This window comes from Pseudomonas sp., from assembly GCF_049301935.1.
GTDB lineage: Bacteria > Pseudomonadota > Gammaproteobacteria > Pseudomonadales > Pseudomonadaceae > Aquipseudomonas.
In genome coordinates this window covers 1-12,202 of the sequence record NZ_JBAQLP010000013.1, presented here as the reverse complement: position 1 = coordinate 12,202, position 12,202 = coordinate 1, and the positions used below count along the sequence as shown (strand labels likewise).

Genomic DNA, 12,202 nt, shown 5'->3' with positions numbered 1-12,202 from the left:
GCATTCGCCGGCCTGCAACTGCAGGTCGATACCCTGCAGCGCGGCGCGGTTGGCCCCTGGGTAATTGTGCGAAACGTGGCGCAGCTCAAGCATGGATCAACACCAGCAGCAGTTTGCCGTCGAGCAGTAGCCGCTCGTCACTGTGGATGCTGAAGGCATACAGCGCCCCGGCCGGGCTTAGCGCTTCCTGCAGGGCGCTGACCTGCAGCGCGCCGCTGCGCTGCGTCGGCTCATGGTGCAGTTGCAGCTGCGAGAGCTTGCCGACCAGGGCCATTTCAATGGCACTGGCATCGCCGTATAAGGCACCATGCGCGGCGCACAACTGGGCTGCGGCCTCGAACAGCAGGCAGGGTGAGGCGTGGCTGCCAAAGGTTTCGAGATAGCGCCAGGCACTCAGGCCCTGAATGCTCAGGCTGTCATGCGCCAACAGGCCGTCCAGCCAGAGGGCCGGGCCTTGGTGGGGCAGCAGGCTGTGCAGTTGAGTGCGATCCATTGCGGGCGGCCAAGATAAACAGGCCGGCAGTGTAACAGAGGGGCTGCAAGTCACGCAGTGCCTGGCTTTGGCGGGCTAACGGACGGAGTTGGAGAAGGCTTTATGGCGTGGTTGCAGGGGTTGGCTTTTGTGCTGGGGACGCTGATCTTGCTGGCGTTGTCCTGGCAGGCATTGCGCCGGCCGAAGTCCCATGGCTTCTACCGGTTCTTCGCCTGGGAGGCGATTCTGGCCTTGCTGGTGCTCAACGGGCCGCAGTGGTTTGTCGAGCGTTTTGCCGCTCATCAGTTGGTGTCCTGGGCCCTGTTATTCGCTTCGCTGTTGGTGCTGTTTCCTGGCCTGCACCAGCTGCGGCGTATGGGGCGGCCGAACGAGCAGCGCCAGGATGCCGAGTTGTTTGCCTTTGAGCGCACCTCGCAGCTGGTGACCAGTGGCATATACAGCCACATTCGCCACCCGCTGTATGCCTCACTGCTGCTCTTGGCCTGGGGCGTGGCCTGCAAACAGCCCAATGGCCTCAGCCTGAGCCTGGCCCTGCTGGCCAGCCTGGCGCTCTGGCTTACGGCCAAATGTGACGAAGCCGAGTGCCTGCAGCAGTTTGGCGAGGCGTATCGCGACTATATGCAGCGCAGCAAGATGTTTATTCCCTGGCTTGTTTAAGCCCTATTCCCAGCTGAGCCGGGCCAGCTTCCATTTATCGCCTTCCCGCCACCACTCCAGCTTCACCCTGTAGTGGCGCGCGCTGTCGGGGATCAGGCCTTCGGCACCGGCCAGGGCGATCAGGGCCTCGGTCTGGCCTCTGTCGCGGTAGGTCGGGTCGAGATAACTGTTCTTGCTCAGGGCCAGCACTTTGACGTGCTTGTGGCGCATAAACAGCAGCAACATGGTGCGCTGCGCCCATTCGCGGTCGAATTCCTGCTGGGCGGAAAACTGCGGGTGCAGCTGGTCGAGTACCGCGCTGTTCTGCTTCGCTTCCAGGTTGTCCTGTAGTTGCTGCACGGCGGCTTCCAGCGCCGCTTGCGGGTCATCCTTGGCGCCGCAACCGCTGAGCAGGGCGCAAAACATTACAAATGCTAGGGCAAATAGCCTTGTTGGCATGCTCAACTCCTGATTCATGGTTATGATGCCCGGCAGGGCGTTAAGCGGCAGCGACAGGCGACTAATCTTCGCCAAGCAGTCAAGCTACGCATCAATTCAGGAGCATGCCATGCAGACCTTGTATCCGGAGATTAAACCCCATGCCCGTCATGAGCTGGCGGTGCAGGAGCCGCATGTGCTCTATGTGGACGAAAGTGGTTCACCGGATGGTTTGCCCGTGGTGTTTATCCATGGTGGCCCGGGCGCCGGTTGCGACGCCGCCAGCCGCCGCTATTTTGACCCCAATCTGTACCGCATCGTTACCTTCGACCAGCGCGGCTGTGGTCGCTCGACGCCCCATGCCAGCCTGGAAAACAACAGCACCCAGGCGCTGATCGCCGATATGGAGCAGATTCGCGAGCATCTGGGCATCGACAAATGGGTACTGTTCGGCGGCTCCTGGGGTTCGACCCTGGCCCTGGCCTACGCCCAGGCCCACCCACAGCGCGTGCATGGACTGATTCTGCGCGGCATCTTCCTCTGCCGGCCGCAGGAGTTCGACTGGTTCTATCAGGAAGGGGCCAGCCGCCTGTTTCCTGATTACTGGGAAGACTATCTGGCGCCGATTCCCCTGGAGGAGCGCGGTAACCTGATGCAGGCCTTCTACAAACGCCTGACCGGCCCCGACCAGATTGCCCAGATGCACGCGGCCAAGGCCTGGTCGACCTGGGAAGGCCGCACCGCCACCCTGCGCCCCAATCCGCAGGTGGTGGACCGCTTTAGCGACGCCCATCGGGCACTGTCGATTGCCCGTATCGAATGCCATTACTTCGTTAACCACGCCTTCCTCGAACCCGATCAGCTGCTGCGCGATATGCCGAAGATCGCCCATCTGCCCGGCGTGATCGTGCATGGCCGCTATGACGTGATCTGCCCGCTGGACAACGCCTGGGCGCTGCACCAGGCCTGGCCGAACAGCGAATTGCAGATCATCCGCGATGCCGGCCATTCGGCGGCCGAAACCGGCATAGTCGATGCCTTGGTGCGCGCGGCCGATGAGCTGGCGCGGCGCCTGCTCAACCTGGCCCCTGACGAAGCATGAAGGCATTGATTCAACGGGTGCGTGGCGCCCGGGTGGAAGTGGCGGGTGAGGTGGTCGGCGCAATTGATCAGGGTCTGCTGGCGCTGGTCGGCGTGGAGCCGCAGGACAGCCCCGCCAGCGTCGCGAAAATCCTGCACAAGCTGCTCAATTACCGGGTGTTCAGCGACGCCGACGGCAAGATGAACCTGTCGCTGAGCGACGTCGGCGGCGGCCTGCTGCTGGTTTCGCAATTCACCCTGGCTGCCGATACCAAGAGCGGCCTGCGTCCTGGATTTTCTACGGCGGCACCGCCTGCCCTGGGCGAGGAACTGTTCGAGCTGCTGGTGGCGCAGGCCCACGCCAAACACCCGCAGGTCGCCACCGGCCAGTTCGGTGCCGATATGCAGGTGCATCTGGTCAATGATGGGCCGGTGACCTTTCTGTTGGAGAGCTGAGCCCAGGTTCAGCGTTCCAATGCCTCGGCGACAAAGTCGAGGCGATCCTGGCCGAAGTGCATTTCATCACCAACGAAGAAGGTCGGCGCGCCAAATACGCCGCGCTTGATCGCTTCTTCGGTGGTGACCTTGAGACGTTCCTTGACCACTTCATCGCTGACCAGGCGTTCGAACTCGGCCGGGTCGAAGCCGGCTGCGCTAAGCACCTCGGCGACTACTTCGGGCTTGCTGAGGTTTTTCTGCTGCGTCCACAGTGCTTCGAACATCGCCTGCACATAGCGCTCAAAGCGTTCGTCGTCCTGGTAACCGGCCGCGCCGCGCATCAGCGTCAGGGTGTTGATCGGGAAGTGCGGGTTGAAAATCATCGGCACGCCATAGCGGCTGGCGAAGCGCGCCAGGTCCTTAAACATCCAGGCGCCCTTGCTTGGGATCATGACTGGCGACTGGTTGCCGGTGGCCTTGAACACGCCACCGAGCAGCATCGGCCGCCAGACGATCTGCGCGCCGGCCGCGCTGCTAATCCGCGGCAACTGGGTCCAGGCCAGGTAGCTGGCTGGGCTGCCAAAATCGAAAAAGAACTCAACGGTTTTGTTCATGGTGTGTCCTGTGGTCCGGTTGTAGGGTGGATGACGCTTTTTCATCCACCATAAAGCCTGAGGTGGTGGATGGATAAGGCGCCATCCACCCTACGAGTTGGCGAACGATGCCTAAAAGGTTTCCGTCCAGGGCCGTAGATCCAGCTCATGCACCCAGCAGTCGCGCGGCTGGCAGTGGATCTGCCAGTAGGTGTCGGCGATATGCTCGGGGTTGAGAATGCCGTCCTGTTCCTTGCGCTGATACATCTCGGGGAAATTGTCACGGATAAACGCGGTGTCGATGGCGCCATCGATGATCGGGTGGGCGACATGGATACCCTGGGGACCAAGCTCGCGGGCCATGCTCTGAGCCAGGGCGCGCAAGGCGAACTTGGCACTGGCGAAGGCGGCGAAATTCGCCCGGCCACGCAAGGAAGCGGTGGCGCCGGTAAAGATGATGGTGCCCTGCCCGCGCGGCAGCATCACCTTGGCCGCCTCGCGGCCGCTGAGAAAACCGGCCAATGCTGCCATTTCCCAGACCTTGCGATAGACCCGTTCGGTGGTCTCGCTGATGGAGAACTGCACGTTGGCGCCGATATTGAACACCACCGCATGCAGTGGGCCGACCTCGCGCTCTATGGTGGCGAACAATTCAACCACCTGCTCCTCCACCCGTGCGTCACAGCCAAAGGCGCGGGCGCTGCCGCCAGCGGCTTCGATCTCGCCGACCAGTTGCGTCAGCTTGTCGGCACTGCGCCGCGCCACGCAGGCGACATAGCCCTCGCGGGCGAAGCGTTTGGCGATGGCGCCGCCGGTGGCGTCACCGGCACCGACTACCAGAATTGCTTTGCGTTCGCTCATTGCAGTTCTCCTTAGAAGGGAAGTCGCGTAGCGACCCTCCTGATTTCCTTCTCCTCCGGGAGAAGGTGGCGCGTAGCGTCGGATGAGGGGCGCGGGAATACGCGTTAGTTCTATTTTGGAACCTGGCTTGATAGTCGGTTCCATTTTGGAACCTGTCAAGCTATGGTGAAGCATCGCGGTTGGAGACTGGCTTATGCGTTGGGAAGAACTGGAGCAGCAACCCTGCTCCCTGGCCCGCACCCTGTCGGTGGTGGGTGACCGCTGGACGCTGCTGGTGCTGCGCGAGAGTTTTCTCGGCATCCGTCGTTTCGATGAGTTCGAGAAGCGTCTGGGCATTACCCGGCATGTGCTGGCCGATCGGCTGAAAAAACTGGCTGAAGCGGGGGTGCTGGATAAGCTGGCTTATCAGCAGCGGCCGCTGCGCGAGGAATACTGCCTGAGCGCCAAGGGCCGCGATCTGTACCCGGCCATCATGGCCCTGGTGCACTGGGGCGACCGCCATATGAGCGGCGCCGAGGGCGCGCCGATACGGCATGTTCACCGCACCTGCGGCAAACCGATGCACGGCGTGCTGGTGTGTTCGGATTGTGGTGAGCCGCTGCAGCCGCGGGATGTTCAGCTGGAGGAAGCGCCTGCGCTCAAGGGCCAGCTACTGCCGGCGCATTGGCATCAGCAGCAGGAACAGGGTTAGAACAGTCGCGCGAGTAAGGCGGTAACCGCCGTCTCCACCCGCAGAATGCGTGCGCCCAGCTGCACCGGTTGCAGGCCGGCTTCGGTGAGCTTTTCCACTTCGTAGGGAATCCAGCCGCCTTCCGGGCCGATGGCCAGCGTCACAGGCTGTTCGACTGCACGCGGGCAGGCTGGGTAGTCGCCAGGGTGGCCAACCAGGCCGAGGGTGCCGACAGCAATACCTGGCAGCTGGTCTTCGACAAAGGGCTTGAAGCGCTTCTCGATAATCACCTCAGGCAGCACGGTGTCGCGGGCCTGCTCCAGGCCGAGAATCAGCTGTTCGCGAATGGCGGCGGGTTCGAGGAAAGGCGTCTGCCAGAAGCTTTTTTCCACCCGGTAGCTGTTCAGCAGTATCAGCCGTGACACACCCATACTGCTCACGGTTTGCAGCACGCGCCGCAGCATCTTCGGCCGGGGCAAGGCGAGCAGCAGGGTCAGTGACAGTTTTGCCGGTGGCGGCTGGTCGAGCTGCACGGACAGCTCGGCTTCATCTGCATTCAGGCTTAACAGCTGGCCGCTGCCCATCAGGCCGTTCAGGTGGCCGACGCGCAGGCTGTCGCCGGCTTCGGCGCGGTGCACTTCATGCAGGTGCTTGAGGCGACGGCCGCTGAGTAGCACGCGGTCGGCGGCGATAAAGTCGCCGTCTTCCAGAAGCAGCAGGTTCACGGTTGGGCGGCGGGCGGCTGATCGTTGGAGGGGCTGTCGCTTTCGGCTGCTTCAGCCGCCGCTTCCTGTTCGGCGCGGCGCTTGACCAGGCTGCCGCAGAGCAGGCCGGCCTCGAACAGCAGCCACATGGGCACGGCCAGCAGGGTCTGGGAGAACACGTCCGGCGGAGTCAGCACCATGCCGACGACAAAGCAGCCGACGACCACATAGGGCCGGCTCTTGCGCAGGGTGGCGACATCGACCACGCCGACCCAGATCAGCAAAAAGGTCGCAATCGGGATCTCGAACGCCACGCCGAAGGCGAAGAACAGGGTCAGGACGAAATCCAGGTACTGACCGATGTCGGTCATCATCGCCACGCCTTCCGGGGTCACGCTGGCGAAGAAGCCGAACATGATCGGGAACACCACGAAGTAAGCGAAGGCCATGCCGGCGTAGAACAGCAGGATGCTGGAGATCAGCAGCGGTATGGCGATGCGCTTCTCGTGCTTGTACAGCCCGGGCGCGATAAAGCCCCAGATTTGATGCAGGATGATCGGGATGGCCAGAAACAGCGCGACCATCAGCGTCAGCTTGAACGGAGTGAGAAACGGCGAGGCCACCCCGGTGGCGATCATCGTCGCGCCTTCCGGCAGGTAGGCGCGCAGCGGCGCGGCGACCAGCGCGTAGATGTCCTGGGAGAAATAGAACAGCCCGGCAAACAGCGCAAACACCGCTGCCACAATGCGCAGCAGGCGCGTGCGCAGTTCGGTCAGGTGGGAGACCAGGGGCATTTCCTGATCGCTGTCCGGTCGTTGGTTCATGGTTGCGGGCTTTTATCCTGGCGGGTGCTATCGGTAGCGGCTGCCGGCTCTGCGGCGGGTGCCGCGGCTGGGCTCGACTCAGTGATGCTGCTAAGCGGCGCGCTAAGGTTTTGCTTTATCGCGTTCATTTCCCGCTCAAGCTCGAGAATCTGCTCGTTATGCAGCTGGCGGCGGATTTCGTCCGCGCCAATTTCGCGCTCGACCTCAGCCTTGATCGCACTGAAACTGCGCTTGATCCGGCCGATCCACAAACCGGCCGTGCGTACCGCGCCGGGCAGGCGATCAGGCCCGAGCACCACCAGGGCGACGATGCCGACCAGCAGCAGCTCGGTAAAGCCGATATCGAACATGGCTTAGTCTTTTTTCGCCGGTTCTTCGACTTTGCGCGCCTGGGCGTCGATGGTCTGGCCCTTGGGCTCTTCCACGGCGGGGGCAGGCTTTTCGGCGTCGCTGTTGTCCATCGACTTGCGGAAGCCCTTGATCGCGTCGCCCAGATCCGAACCCAGGCCCTTGAGGCGTTTGGTGCCGAACAGCATGACCACGATCAGCAGGATGATCAGGAGTTGCCAGATGCTAATGCCACCGAATCCCATAATGCGTACTCCGAAAGTGAAGGTTTAATCAGTCTTGCGAACGCGCGGCTTTTTCCGCGTGCCCGGACAGGCCAAAGCGCCGGTCCAGTTCGTCCAGTACCGCCTGCGGGTGCTGGCCGAGGGCGGCGAGCATGACCAGGCTGTGGAACCACAGGTCGGCGGTTTCATAAATCACATCGCTGCAGTCGCCGCTGACGGCTGCATCCTTGGCGGCGAGGATGGTTTCCACCGACTCTTCACCAACCTTTTCCAGAATCTTGTTGAGGCCCTTGTGGTACAGGCTGGCGACATAGGAGCTGTCGGCGGCCGCGCCTTTGCGCGACTCCAGCACGTCGGCCAGGCGGCTCAGAGTGTCAGTCATGGCGGTGTCACTCATGGTTGTGTCCTGCGGCATAAATGGCATGCGGGTCTTTGAGTACCGCATCGACGGTTTTCCAGGTGCCGTCCTCGAATACCCGATAAAAGCAGCTTTCGCGGCCGGTATGGCAGGCGATGCCGCCCAGCTGTTCGACCATCAGGATGATCACGTCGGCGTCGCAATCCAGGCGCAGTTCGTGGAGTTTCTGTACATGGCCGGATTCTTCGCCCTTGCGCCACAGTTTGCCGCGCGAGCGTGACCAGTAGATGGCACGCTGCTCGGTGGTGGTCAGGGTCAGCGCCTCACGGTTCATCCAGGCCATCATCAGCACGCGGCCGCTTTTGTGATCCTGGGCGATGGCCGGCACCAGGCCGTCCGCGTTCCAGTTGATTTCGTCGAGCCAGTCAGTCATTGCCGTATCCGCCCATCTCGGGCTGCTTGATTGAGAAAGCTAGTGTGCCAGTGCCCACCCGGTGTGGCTATCGGCGCAGCACCAGATAGACGCCGCCTACGACCATCAGCCAGCTTGGCCAGGCGATCAGGCTCAGCGCCAGGCCTTGTGTCGCCGCACCAGCGACCAGTGCTGCGCCGAGCAGGCGCGCCGGCCATTGGCGGCGCGCGACGGGCTGTTGCTGGCGGCTGGCCGGTTGCTGGTTGAGGCGTTCCAGGGTTTCGCGGGCGATCTGCGACAGGTGCGGCACCTGCTCGGCCTGCAGCTGCAGGTTACGCAGCAGCTGCAACGGGCTGATGCGCTCACGCATCCAGCGCTCGAGGAACGGCTGGGCGGTGCTCCACAGATCCAGATCCGGGTACAGCTGGCGGCCCAGGCCTTCGATATTCAGCAGGGTTTTCTGCAGCAGCACCAGCTGCGGCTGCACTTCCATATTGAAGCGCCGCGCGGTCTGGAACAGGCGCAGCAGCACCTGGCCGAAGGAGATGTCCTTTAGCGGTTTCTCGAAGATCGGTTCGCACACCGTACGGATCGCCGCCTCGAAATCATTGATCTTGGTTTCTGCCGGCACCCAGCCGGAGTCGATATGCAGCTGCGCCACGCGGCGGTAATCGCGCTTGAAGAAGGCGATCAGGTTGCGCGCCAGGTAGTCCTGATCTTCGGCGGTGAGGCTGCCGATAATGCCGCAGTCGATGGCGATGTACTGCGGGTTCCACGGCGTACGGGTGCTGACGAAGATATTGCCGGGGTGCATGTCGGCGTGGAAGAAGCTGTCGCGGAACACCTGGGTGAAGAAAATTTCCACACCGCGCTCGGCCAGCAGTTTCATATCGGTGCGCTGATCGGCCAGGGTTTCCAGGTCGGTGACCTGGATGCCGTAGATGCGCTCCATCACCAGCACTTTCGGCCGGCAATAGTCCCAGTACACCTGCGGCACATAGAGCAGCGGCGAGCCTTCAAAGTTGCGCCGTAACTGGCTGGCGTTGGCCGCCTCGCGCAGTAGGTCAAGCTCGTCGTAGATGGTTTTTTCGTAGTCGCTGACTACCTCTACCGGGCGCAGCCGGCGGGCATCGGCGGAGGCACGCTCGGCCAGTTTGGCGAGCAGGAACAGCCAGGCGATGTCCTGCTCGATCACCGGTTTCAGCCCCGGGCGGATGACCTTGACCACCACTTCCTCGCCGCTTTTTAGCTGCGCGGCATGCACCTGGGCGACGGAGGCCGAAGCCAGCGGCTGCGTATCAAAGCGGGCAAATACGTCACCAACCTTGGCACCCAGCTGTGATTCGATCAGGGTCAGTGCCTGGGCCGGATCGAAGGGCGGCACCTGATCCTGCAGCTTGGCCAGCTCATCGGCGATATCGGTGGGCAGCAGGTCGCGGCGGGTGGATAGCAGCTGGCCGAACTTGATAAAGATCGGCCCCAGTTCTTCCAGCGCCAGACGCAGGCGTGCGCCGCGCGACAGCAGCAAGTTGCGGCGTGGCAGCCAGCGCCAGGGCAGCACATAGCGCAGCATCCGGCCCCAGAAGGGCAGCGGCAGGGCAAATAACAGGTCATCCAGCTGGTAGCGAACCACCACGCGCTGGATACGCAACAGACGACGAACGGCAAGCAGCTTCATGCGATGGGCTTATGGCGTTGGGCGAGGCGCTCGATGCGCGCGTCGAGTCGGTCGAGGGACAGCTTCAGGTGGTCCAGTTCGGCGAAGCGCGCATCGGCTTCGCGCTGGCCGACCAGGCTGCGGGATTCTTCACTGAGGTAATCGGCCAGGTTCAGGCGCAGGCTGTCGAGCGCCTGGCTGCTCCAGTTCACCCGGCTGCGCAGATGGCCGCCGAGCAGTTGGCTGCCGACCGGGCCGAGCCAGCGCGACAGTTCGTATTCCCAGTCCAGCTCAAGATCCTGCAGGATACCGGCCAGCTCCAGCAGGGCGGCGCTGTCGCCGTCCAGGCTGACGTCCGGGCTGTGCAGGATGCTGGTCTTGTCCGTGCTGGTGGCCAGACGCACGAGACTCGCGGCGGGTGCGCGCAAGTGGCAATCCGCCGCGCCGGCCCACTGCGCGGCCAGTTGCAGGCCGCTGGCGCTGGGCAGGATAAACAGCTGCAGATTCGGCGCGGCGCACTCGACCGCAATCACCCGGCCGCTCAGGCGCGCCAGGCGCGGCAGCGCGGTGCTGTCCATGGCCAGTACGCGATTGAGGCCGAGTTCGACCCCGGCCAGCAGCCCGGTTAGTAGCATGAGGGTCTGTTCCCGTTTCGACGCGAGCCGCGTTGCTGCGCCAAATGGTGCCAGGCAAGGCGTGGGACGCAGGGAATGGTTGTTCCCTTGCCAAGTCCCACAACGCAGCATGGCATCATTTGCCGCGCAACCCGAAGGGCCGGGCCAGTTTTTGCGCGGTGCTGCGTTATTCGTCGTTTATTTGGAATAACCAAACTTCTCTCCTCATGCCTTGCCCCGCGCAAAAACTGGCTCCGGCGCGGCCGCGAGCGAAACGGGAACAGACCCTACGGCTTGATGCCGCGGTGCAGGGCGACGATGCCGCCGGTCATGTTGTGGAAGGTCACGCGCTCGAAGCCGGCTTCGACCATCATCGCCTTGAGGCTGTCCTGATCCGGGTGCATGCGGATCGACTCGGCCAGGTAGCGGTAGCTCTCGGCGTCGTTGGTGATCAGCTTGCCGGCCAGCGGCATAAACTTGAACGAGTAGGCGTCGTAGAACTTCGACAGCAGCGGGCTGGACGGTTTGGAGAATTCCAGGATCAGCAGACGACCGCCCGGTTTGAGCACGCGCAGCATCGAACGGATGGCGTCTTCTTTATGCGTCACGTTGCGCAGACCGAAGGCGATGGTCACCACGTCGAAGTGGTTGTCCGGGAACGGCAGCTTTTCCGCATCGGCCTGAACGAACTTGACGTTGCCGGCCACACCCTTGTCGAGCAGGCGGTCACGACCGACGCGCAGCATCGATTCGTTGATATCGGCCAGCACCACTTCACCGGTCGGGCCGACCAGGCTGGAGAACTTGCGGGTCAGATCACCGGTGCCGCCAGCGATGTCCAGCACCCGGTTGCCGCTGCGTACGCCGGACAGCTCGATGGTGAAGCGCTTCCACAGGCGGTGCATGCCGCCCGAGAGCACGTCGTTCATCAGGTCATACTTGGCCGCCACCGAGTGAAAGACTTCGGCGACTTTCTCCGCCTTCTGGCTTTCCGGCACGCTCTGGAAACCAAAGTGCGTGGTGGGTTCGCTGTCGCTGCTCTTGCGCGGATCGTTCATCGTGGCCTTTCCTAAAACACAGAGGCTGCATCTAAAGTGGCGGCCATTCTAAACCTAAAAGCCGCCCTAGGCTTCAAGCCGCGCGCGCAAGTAAAAGCCTGAAGGCGTTGCACCCGCGCAGCTTGCTATAGTCTCGCAGTCTAGGGTCGCAGTTAACGGGCGAGGAGAAATGCCATGGCCAAGATCACCGTAGAACGTCCTCACTCCCTGGGGCGTGAAGTCGCCCGCGAGAAAGCCGAGCAACTGGCCGAGCGCCTGGCCCGCGAATACGACGTGCGTTACCGTTGGAATGGCGACAACCTGGAGTTCAAGCGCAGCGGCGCGGATGGGCGTATTGAAGTGCATGAACACAGCGTGCGTGTACAACTCAGCCTGGGGTTGTTGTTGTCGGCGATGAGCAGCAGCATCAAACGCGAGATCGAAGAGGCGCTGGACAAGAATCTGCAGGCCTGAGGTCCTGCTTGAAAACGGTTCCGGGCAGCTTTTATGGCCAGCCATTAATGGTGGCCATCCTTCGGGCCGTTGCTGGGCAACGTTAAAAATGGCTCCAGGCAATTTTTGATGGCCTGTCATCCTTGGCAGCCACCCTTCGGGCCGTTGCTGCGCAACCTTAAAAACTGCTCCCGGCAGTTTTTTCTCACGCTTAGTATGCGGTTTCTAATTTTCATCGATACCGTGCTCCTAAGCCTGCATTCCGTGGGCGTTTCCTCGAAACACTTAGAGTGAGGTGCACCATGTCGAAAGTTGCCGTTAAAAAGACAGCCGTCGTTGAAGAAACCAGCAGCGTGCTGAGC

The 12,202-nt window shown here is 62.4% G+C and carries 18 protein-coding genes; 5 read left to right on the top strand and 13 right to left on the bottom strand.

Going from position 1 to position 12,202, the window contains the following annotated elements; genetic code table 11:
• Positions 1–85: 85 nt before the first annotated feature.
• Complete coding sequence (locus tag WA145_RS01765) at positions 86–493, bottom strand: beta-hydroxyacyl-ACP dehydratase (protein WP_422579911.1); 408 nt, start codon at positions 491–493, stop codon at positions 86–88.
• Positions 494–595: 102 nt separating this feature from the next.
• On the opposite strand from WA145_RS01765, the gene WA145_RS01760 reads away from it, so the two are divergent.
• The gene (locus tag WA145_RS01760; RefSeq protein ID WP_422579910.1) at positions 596–1,150 is read left to right on the top strand and encodes a methyltransferase family protein; all 555 of its coding nucleotides are present in this window, start codon (positions 596–598) and stop codon (positions 1,148–1,150) included.
• Positions 1,151–1,153: 3 nt separating this feature from the next.
• Here WA145_RS01760 and WA145_RS01755 read toward each other — a convergent pair whose 3' ends face one another.
• Positions 1,154–1,588 carry a hypothetical protein gene (locus tag WA145_RS01755; protein ID WP_422579909.1) on the bottom strand — a complete coding sequence of 145 codons (435 nt, stop codon included), beginning with the start codon at positions 1,586–1,588 and terminating at the stop codon, positions 1,154–1,156.
• 109 nt (positions 1,589–1,697) lie between these two features.
• Between WA145_RS01755 and pip the strand changes: the two genes are divergently transcribed.
• Both pip and dtd read left to right on the top strand, forming a co-directional pair.
• Positions 1,698–2,669 (top strand): prolyl aminopeptidase, encoded by a 972-nt coding sequence (gene pip / locus WA145_RS01750; RefSeq protein ID WP_422579908.1) that lies wholly within the window; start codon positions 1,698–1,700, stop codon positions 2,667–2,669.
• Positions 2,666–3,103, top strand: coding sequence for a D-aminoacyl-tRNA deacylase (dtd, locus tag WA145_RS01745; protein ID WP_422579907.1), 438 nt, complete (start codon positions 2,666–2,668; stop codon positions 3,101–3,103). The genes pip and dtd overlap by 4 nt, the downstream gene beginning before the upstream one ends.
• A gap of 8 nt (positions 3,104–3,111) precedes the next feature.
• Here the strand turns inward: dtd and WA145_RS01740 are convergent, their stop codons facing one another.
• Together WA145_RS01740 and WA145_RS01735 are read right to left on the bottom strand one after the other, a co-directional pair.
• Positions 3,112–3,699 (bottom strand): 2-hydroxychromene-2-carboxylate isomerase, encoded by a 588-nt coding sequence (locus tag WA145_RS01740; RefSeq protein ID WP_422579906.1) that lies wholly within the window; start codon positions 3,697–3,699, stop codon positions 3,112–3,114.
• Between the two features lie 111 nt (positions 3,700–3,810).
• On the bottom strand, positions 3,811–4,539 hold the full coding sequence (locus WA145_RS01735) for an SDR family oxidoreductase (RefSeq protein ID WP_422579905.1): 729 nt from the start codon (positions 4,537–4,539) through the stop codon (positions 3,811–3,813).
• A 193-nt stretch (positions 4,540–4,732) separates the two neighbouring features.
• Between WA145_RS01735 and WA145_RS01730 the strand changes: the two genes are divergently transcribed.
• On the top strand, positions 4,733–5,230 hold the full coding sequence (locus WA145_RS01730) for a winged helix-turn-helix transcriptional regulator (protein WP_422579904.1): 498 nt from the start codon (positions 4,733–4,735) through the stop codon (positions 5,228–5,230).
• On the opposite strand, the gene WA145_RS01725 is transcribed toward WA145_RS01730, so the two are convergent.
• From WA145_RS01725 to ubiE, 9 genes are all read right to left on the bottom strand, one after another.
• A complete protein-coding gene (locus WA145_RS01725) occupies positions 5,227–5,934 on the bottom strand; it encodes a 16S rRNA (uracil(1498)-N(3))-methyltransferase (RefSeq protein ID WP_422579903.1) in 708 nt (235 codons plus the stop codon). The two genes, WA145_RS01730 and WA145_RS01725, sit on opposite strands and share 4 nt — an antisense overlap.
• A complete protein-coding gene (gene tatC, locus WA145_RS01720; protein ID WP_422579902.1) occupies positions 5,931–6,737 on the bottom strand; it encodes a twin-arginine translocase subunit TatC in 807 nt (268 codons plus the stop codon). The genes WA145_RS01725 and tatC overlap by 4 nt, the downstream gene beginning before the upstream one ends.
• Positions 6,734–7,087, bottom strand: coding sequence for a Sec-independent protein translocase protein TatB (tatB, locus tag WA145_RS01715; protein WP_422579901.1), 354 nt, complete (start codon positions 7,085–7,087; stop codon positions 6,734–6,736). Before tatB ends, tatC begins: the two co-directional genes overlap by 4 nt.
• A gap of 3 nt (positions 7,088–7,090) precedes the next feature.
• Positions 7,091–7,330: a twin-arginine translocase TatA/TatE family subunit gene (gene tatA / locus WA145_RS01710; protein ID WP_422579900.1), complete on the bottom strand. Its 240-nt coding sequence runs from the start codon at positions 7,328–7,330 to the stop codon at positions 7,091–7,093.
• A gap of 28 nt (positions 7,331–7,358) precedes the next feature.
• Entirely contained in the window at positions 7,359–7,691 is a 333-nt protein-coding gene (locus tag WA145_RS01705; RefSeq protein WP_422579912.1) for a phosphoribosyl-ATP diphosphatase, read from the bottom strand.
• A 7-nt stretch (positions 7,692–7,698) separates the two neighbouring features.
• A complete protein-coding gene (hisI, locus tag WA145_RS01700; RefSeq protein WP_422579899.1) occupies positions 7,699–8,100 on the bottom strand; it encodes a phosphoribosyl-AMP cyclohydrolase in 402 nt (133 codons plus the stop codon).
• A gap of 67 nt (positions 8,101–8,167) precedes the next feature.
• The gene (gene ubiB / locus WA145_RS01695) at positions 8,168–9,757 is read right to left on the bottom strand and encodes a ubiquinone biosynthesis regulatory protein kinase UbiB (protein WP_422579898.1); all 1,590 of its coding nucleotides are present in this window, start codon (positions 9,755–9,757) and stop codon (positions 8,168–8,170) included.
• Positions 9,754–10,371 (bottom strand): ubiquinone biosynthesis accessory factor UbiJ, encoded by a 618-nt coding sequence (locus WA145_RS01690; protein WP_422579897.1) that lies wholly within the window; start codon positions 10,369–10,371, stop codon positions 9,754–9,756. The genes ubiB and WA145_RS01690 overlap by 4 nt, the downstream gene beginning before the upstream one ends.
• A gap of 266 nt (positions 10,372–10,637) precedes the next feature.
• Positions 10,638–11,408 carry a bifunctional demethylmenaquinone methyltransferase/2-methoxy-6-polyprenyl-1,4-benzoquinol methylase UbiE gene (ubiE, locus tag WA145_RS01685; protein WP_422579896.1) on the bottom strand — a complete coding sequence of 257 codons (771 nt, stop codon included), beginning with the start codon at positions 11,406–11,408 and terminating at the stop codon, positions 10,638–10,640.
• A gap of 174 nt (positions 11,409–11,582) precedes the next feature.
• On the opposite strand from ubiE, the gene WA145_RS01680 reads away from it, so the two are divergent.
• Positions 11,583–11,861, top strand: coding sequence for a polyhydroxyalkanoic acid system family protein (locus WA145_RS01680; RefSeq protein ID WP_422579895.1), 279 nt, complete (start codon positions 11,583–11,585; stop codon positions 11,859–11,861).
• Positions 11,862–12,202: the final 341 nt, after the last annotated feature.

Excerpts from the sequence above, each read along its gene's own strand:
- pip (WP_422579908.1), top strand. The coding sequence starts at position 1,698 with ATGCAGACCTTGTATCCGGAGATTAAACCCCATGCCCGTCATGAGCTG.
- WA145_RS01680 (WP_422579895.1), top strand. The coding sequence starts at position 11,583 with ATGGCCAAGATCACCGTAGAACGTCCTCACTCCCTGGGGCGTGAAGTC.
- dtd (WP_422579907.1), top strand. The coding sequence starts at position 2,666 with ATGAAGGCATTGATTCAACGGGTGCGTGGCGCCCGGGTGGAAGTGGCG.
- WA145_RS01765 (WP_422579911.1), bottom strand. The coding sequence starts at position 493 with ATGGATCGCACTCAACTGCACAGCCTGCTGCCCCACCAAGGCCCGGCC.
- WA145_RS01730 (WP_422579904.1), top strand. The coding sequence starts at position 4,733 with ATGCGTTGGGAAGAACTGGAGCAGCAACCCTGCTCCCTGGCCCGCACC.
- WA145_RS01690 (WP_422579897.1), bottom strand. The coding sequence starts at position 10,371 with ATGCTACTAACCGGGCTGCTGGCCGGGGTCGAACTCGGCCTCAATCGC.
- WA145_RS01760 (WP_422579910.1), top strand. The coding sequence starts at position 596 with ATGGCGTGGTTGCAGGGGTTGGCTTTTGTGCTGGGGACGCTGATCTTG.
- WA145_RS01735 (WP_422579905.1), bottom strand. The coding sequence starts at position 4,539 with ATGAGCGAACGCAAAGCAATTCTGGTAGTCGGTGCCGGTGACGCCACC.
- WA145_RS01755 (WP_422579909.1), bottom strand. The coding sequence starts at position 1,588 with ATGCCAACAAGGCTATTTGCCCTAGCATTTGTAATGTTTTGCGCCCTG.
- ubiB (WP_422579898.1), bottom strand. The coding sequence starts at position 9,757 with ATGAAGCTGCTTGCCGTTCGTCGTCTGTTGCGTATCCAGCGCGTGGTG.
- tatA (WP_422579900.1), bottom strand. The coding sequence starts at position 7,330 with ATGGGATTCGGTGGCATTAGCATCTGGCAACTCCTGATCATCCTGCTG.
- WA145_RS01705 (WP_422579912.1), bottom strand. The coding sequence starts at position 7,691 with ATGACTGACACTCTGAGCCGCCTGGCCGACGTGCTGGAGTCGCGCAAA.
- WA145_RS01740 (WP_422579906.1), bottom strand. The coding sequence starts at position 3,699 with ATGAACAAAACCGTTGAGTTCTTTTTCGATTTTGGCAGCCCAGCCAGC.
- hisI (WP_422579899.1), bottom strand. The coding sequence starts at position 8,100 with ATGACTGACTGGCTCGACGAAATCAACTGGAACGCGGACGGCCTGGTG.
- ubiE (WP_422579896.1), bottom strand. The coding sequence starts at position 11,408 with ATGAACGATCCGCGCAAGAGCAGCGACAGCGAACCCACCACGCACTTT.
- tatC (WP_422579902.1), bottom strand. The coding sequence starts at position 6,737 with ATGAACCAACGACCGGACAGCGATCAGGAAATGCCCCTGGTCTCCCAC.
- tatB (WP_422579901.1), bottom strand. The coding sequence starts at position 7,087 with ATGTTCGATATCGGCTTTACCGAGCTGCTGCTGGTCGGCATCGTCGCC.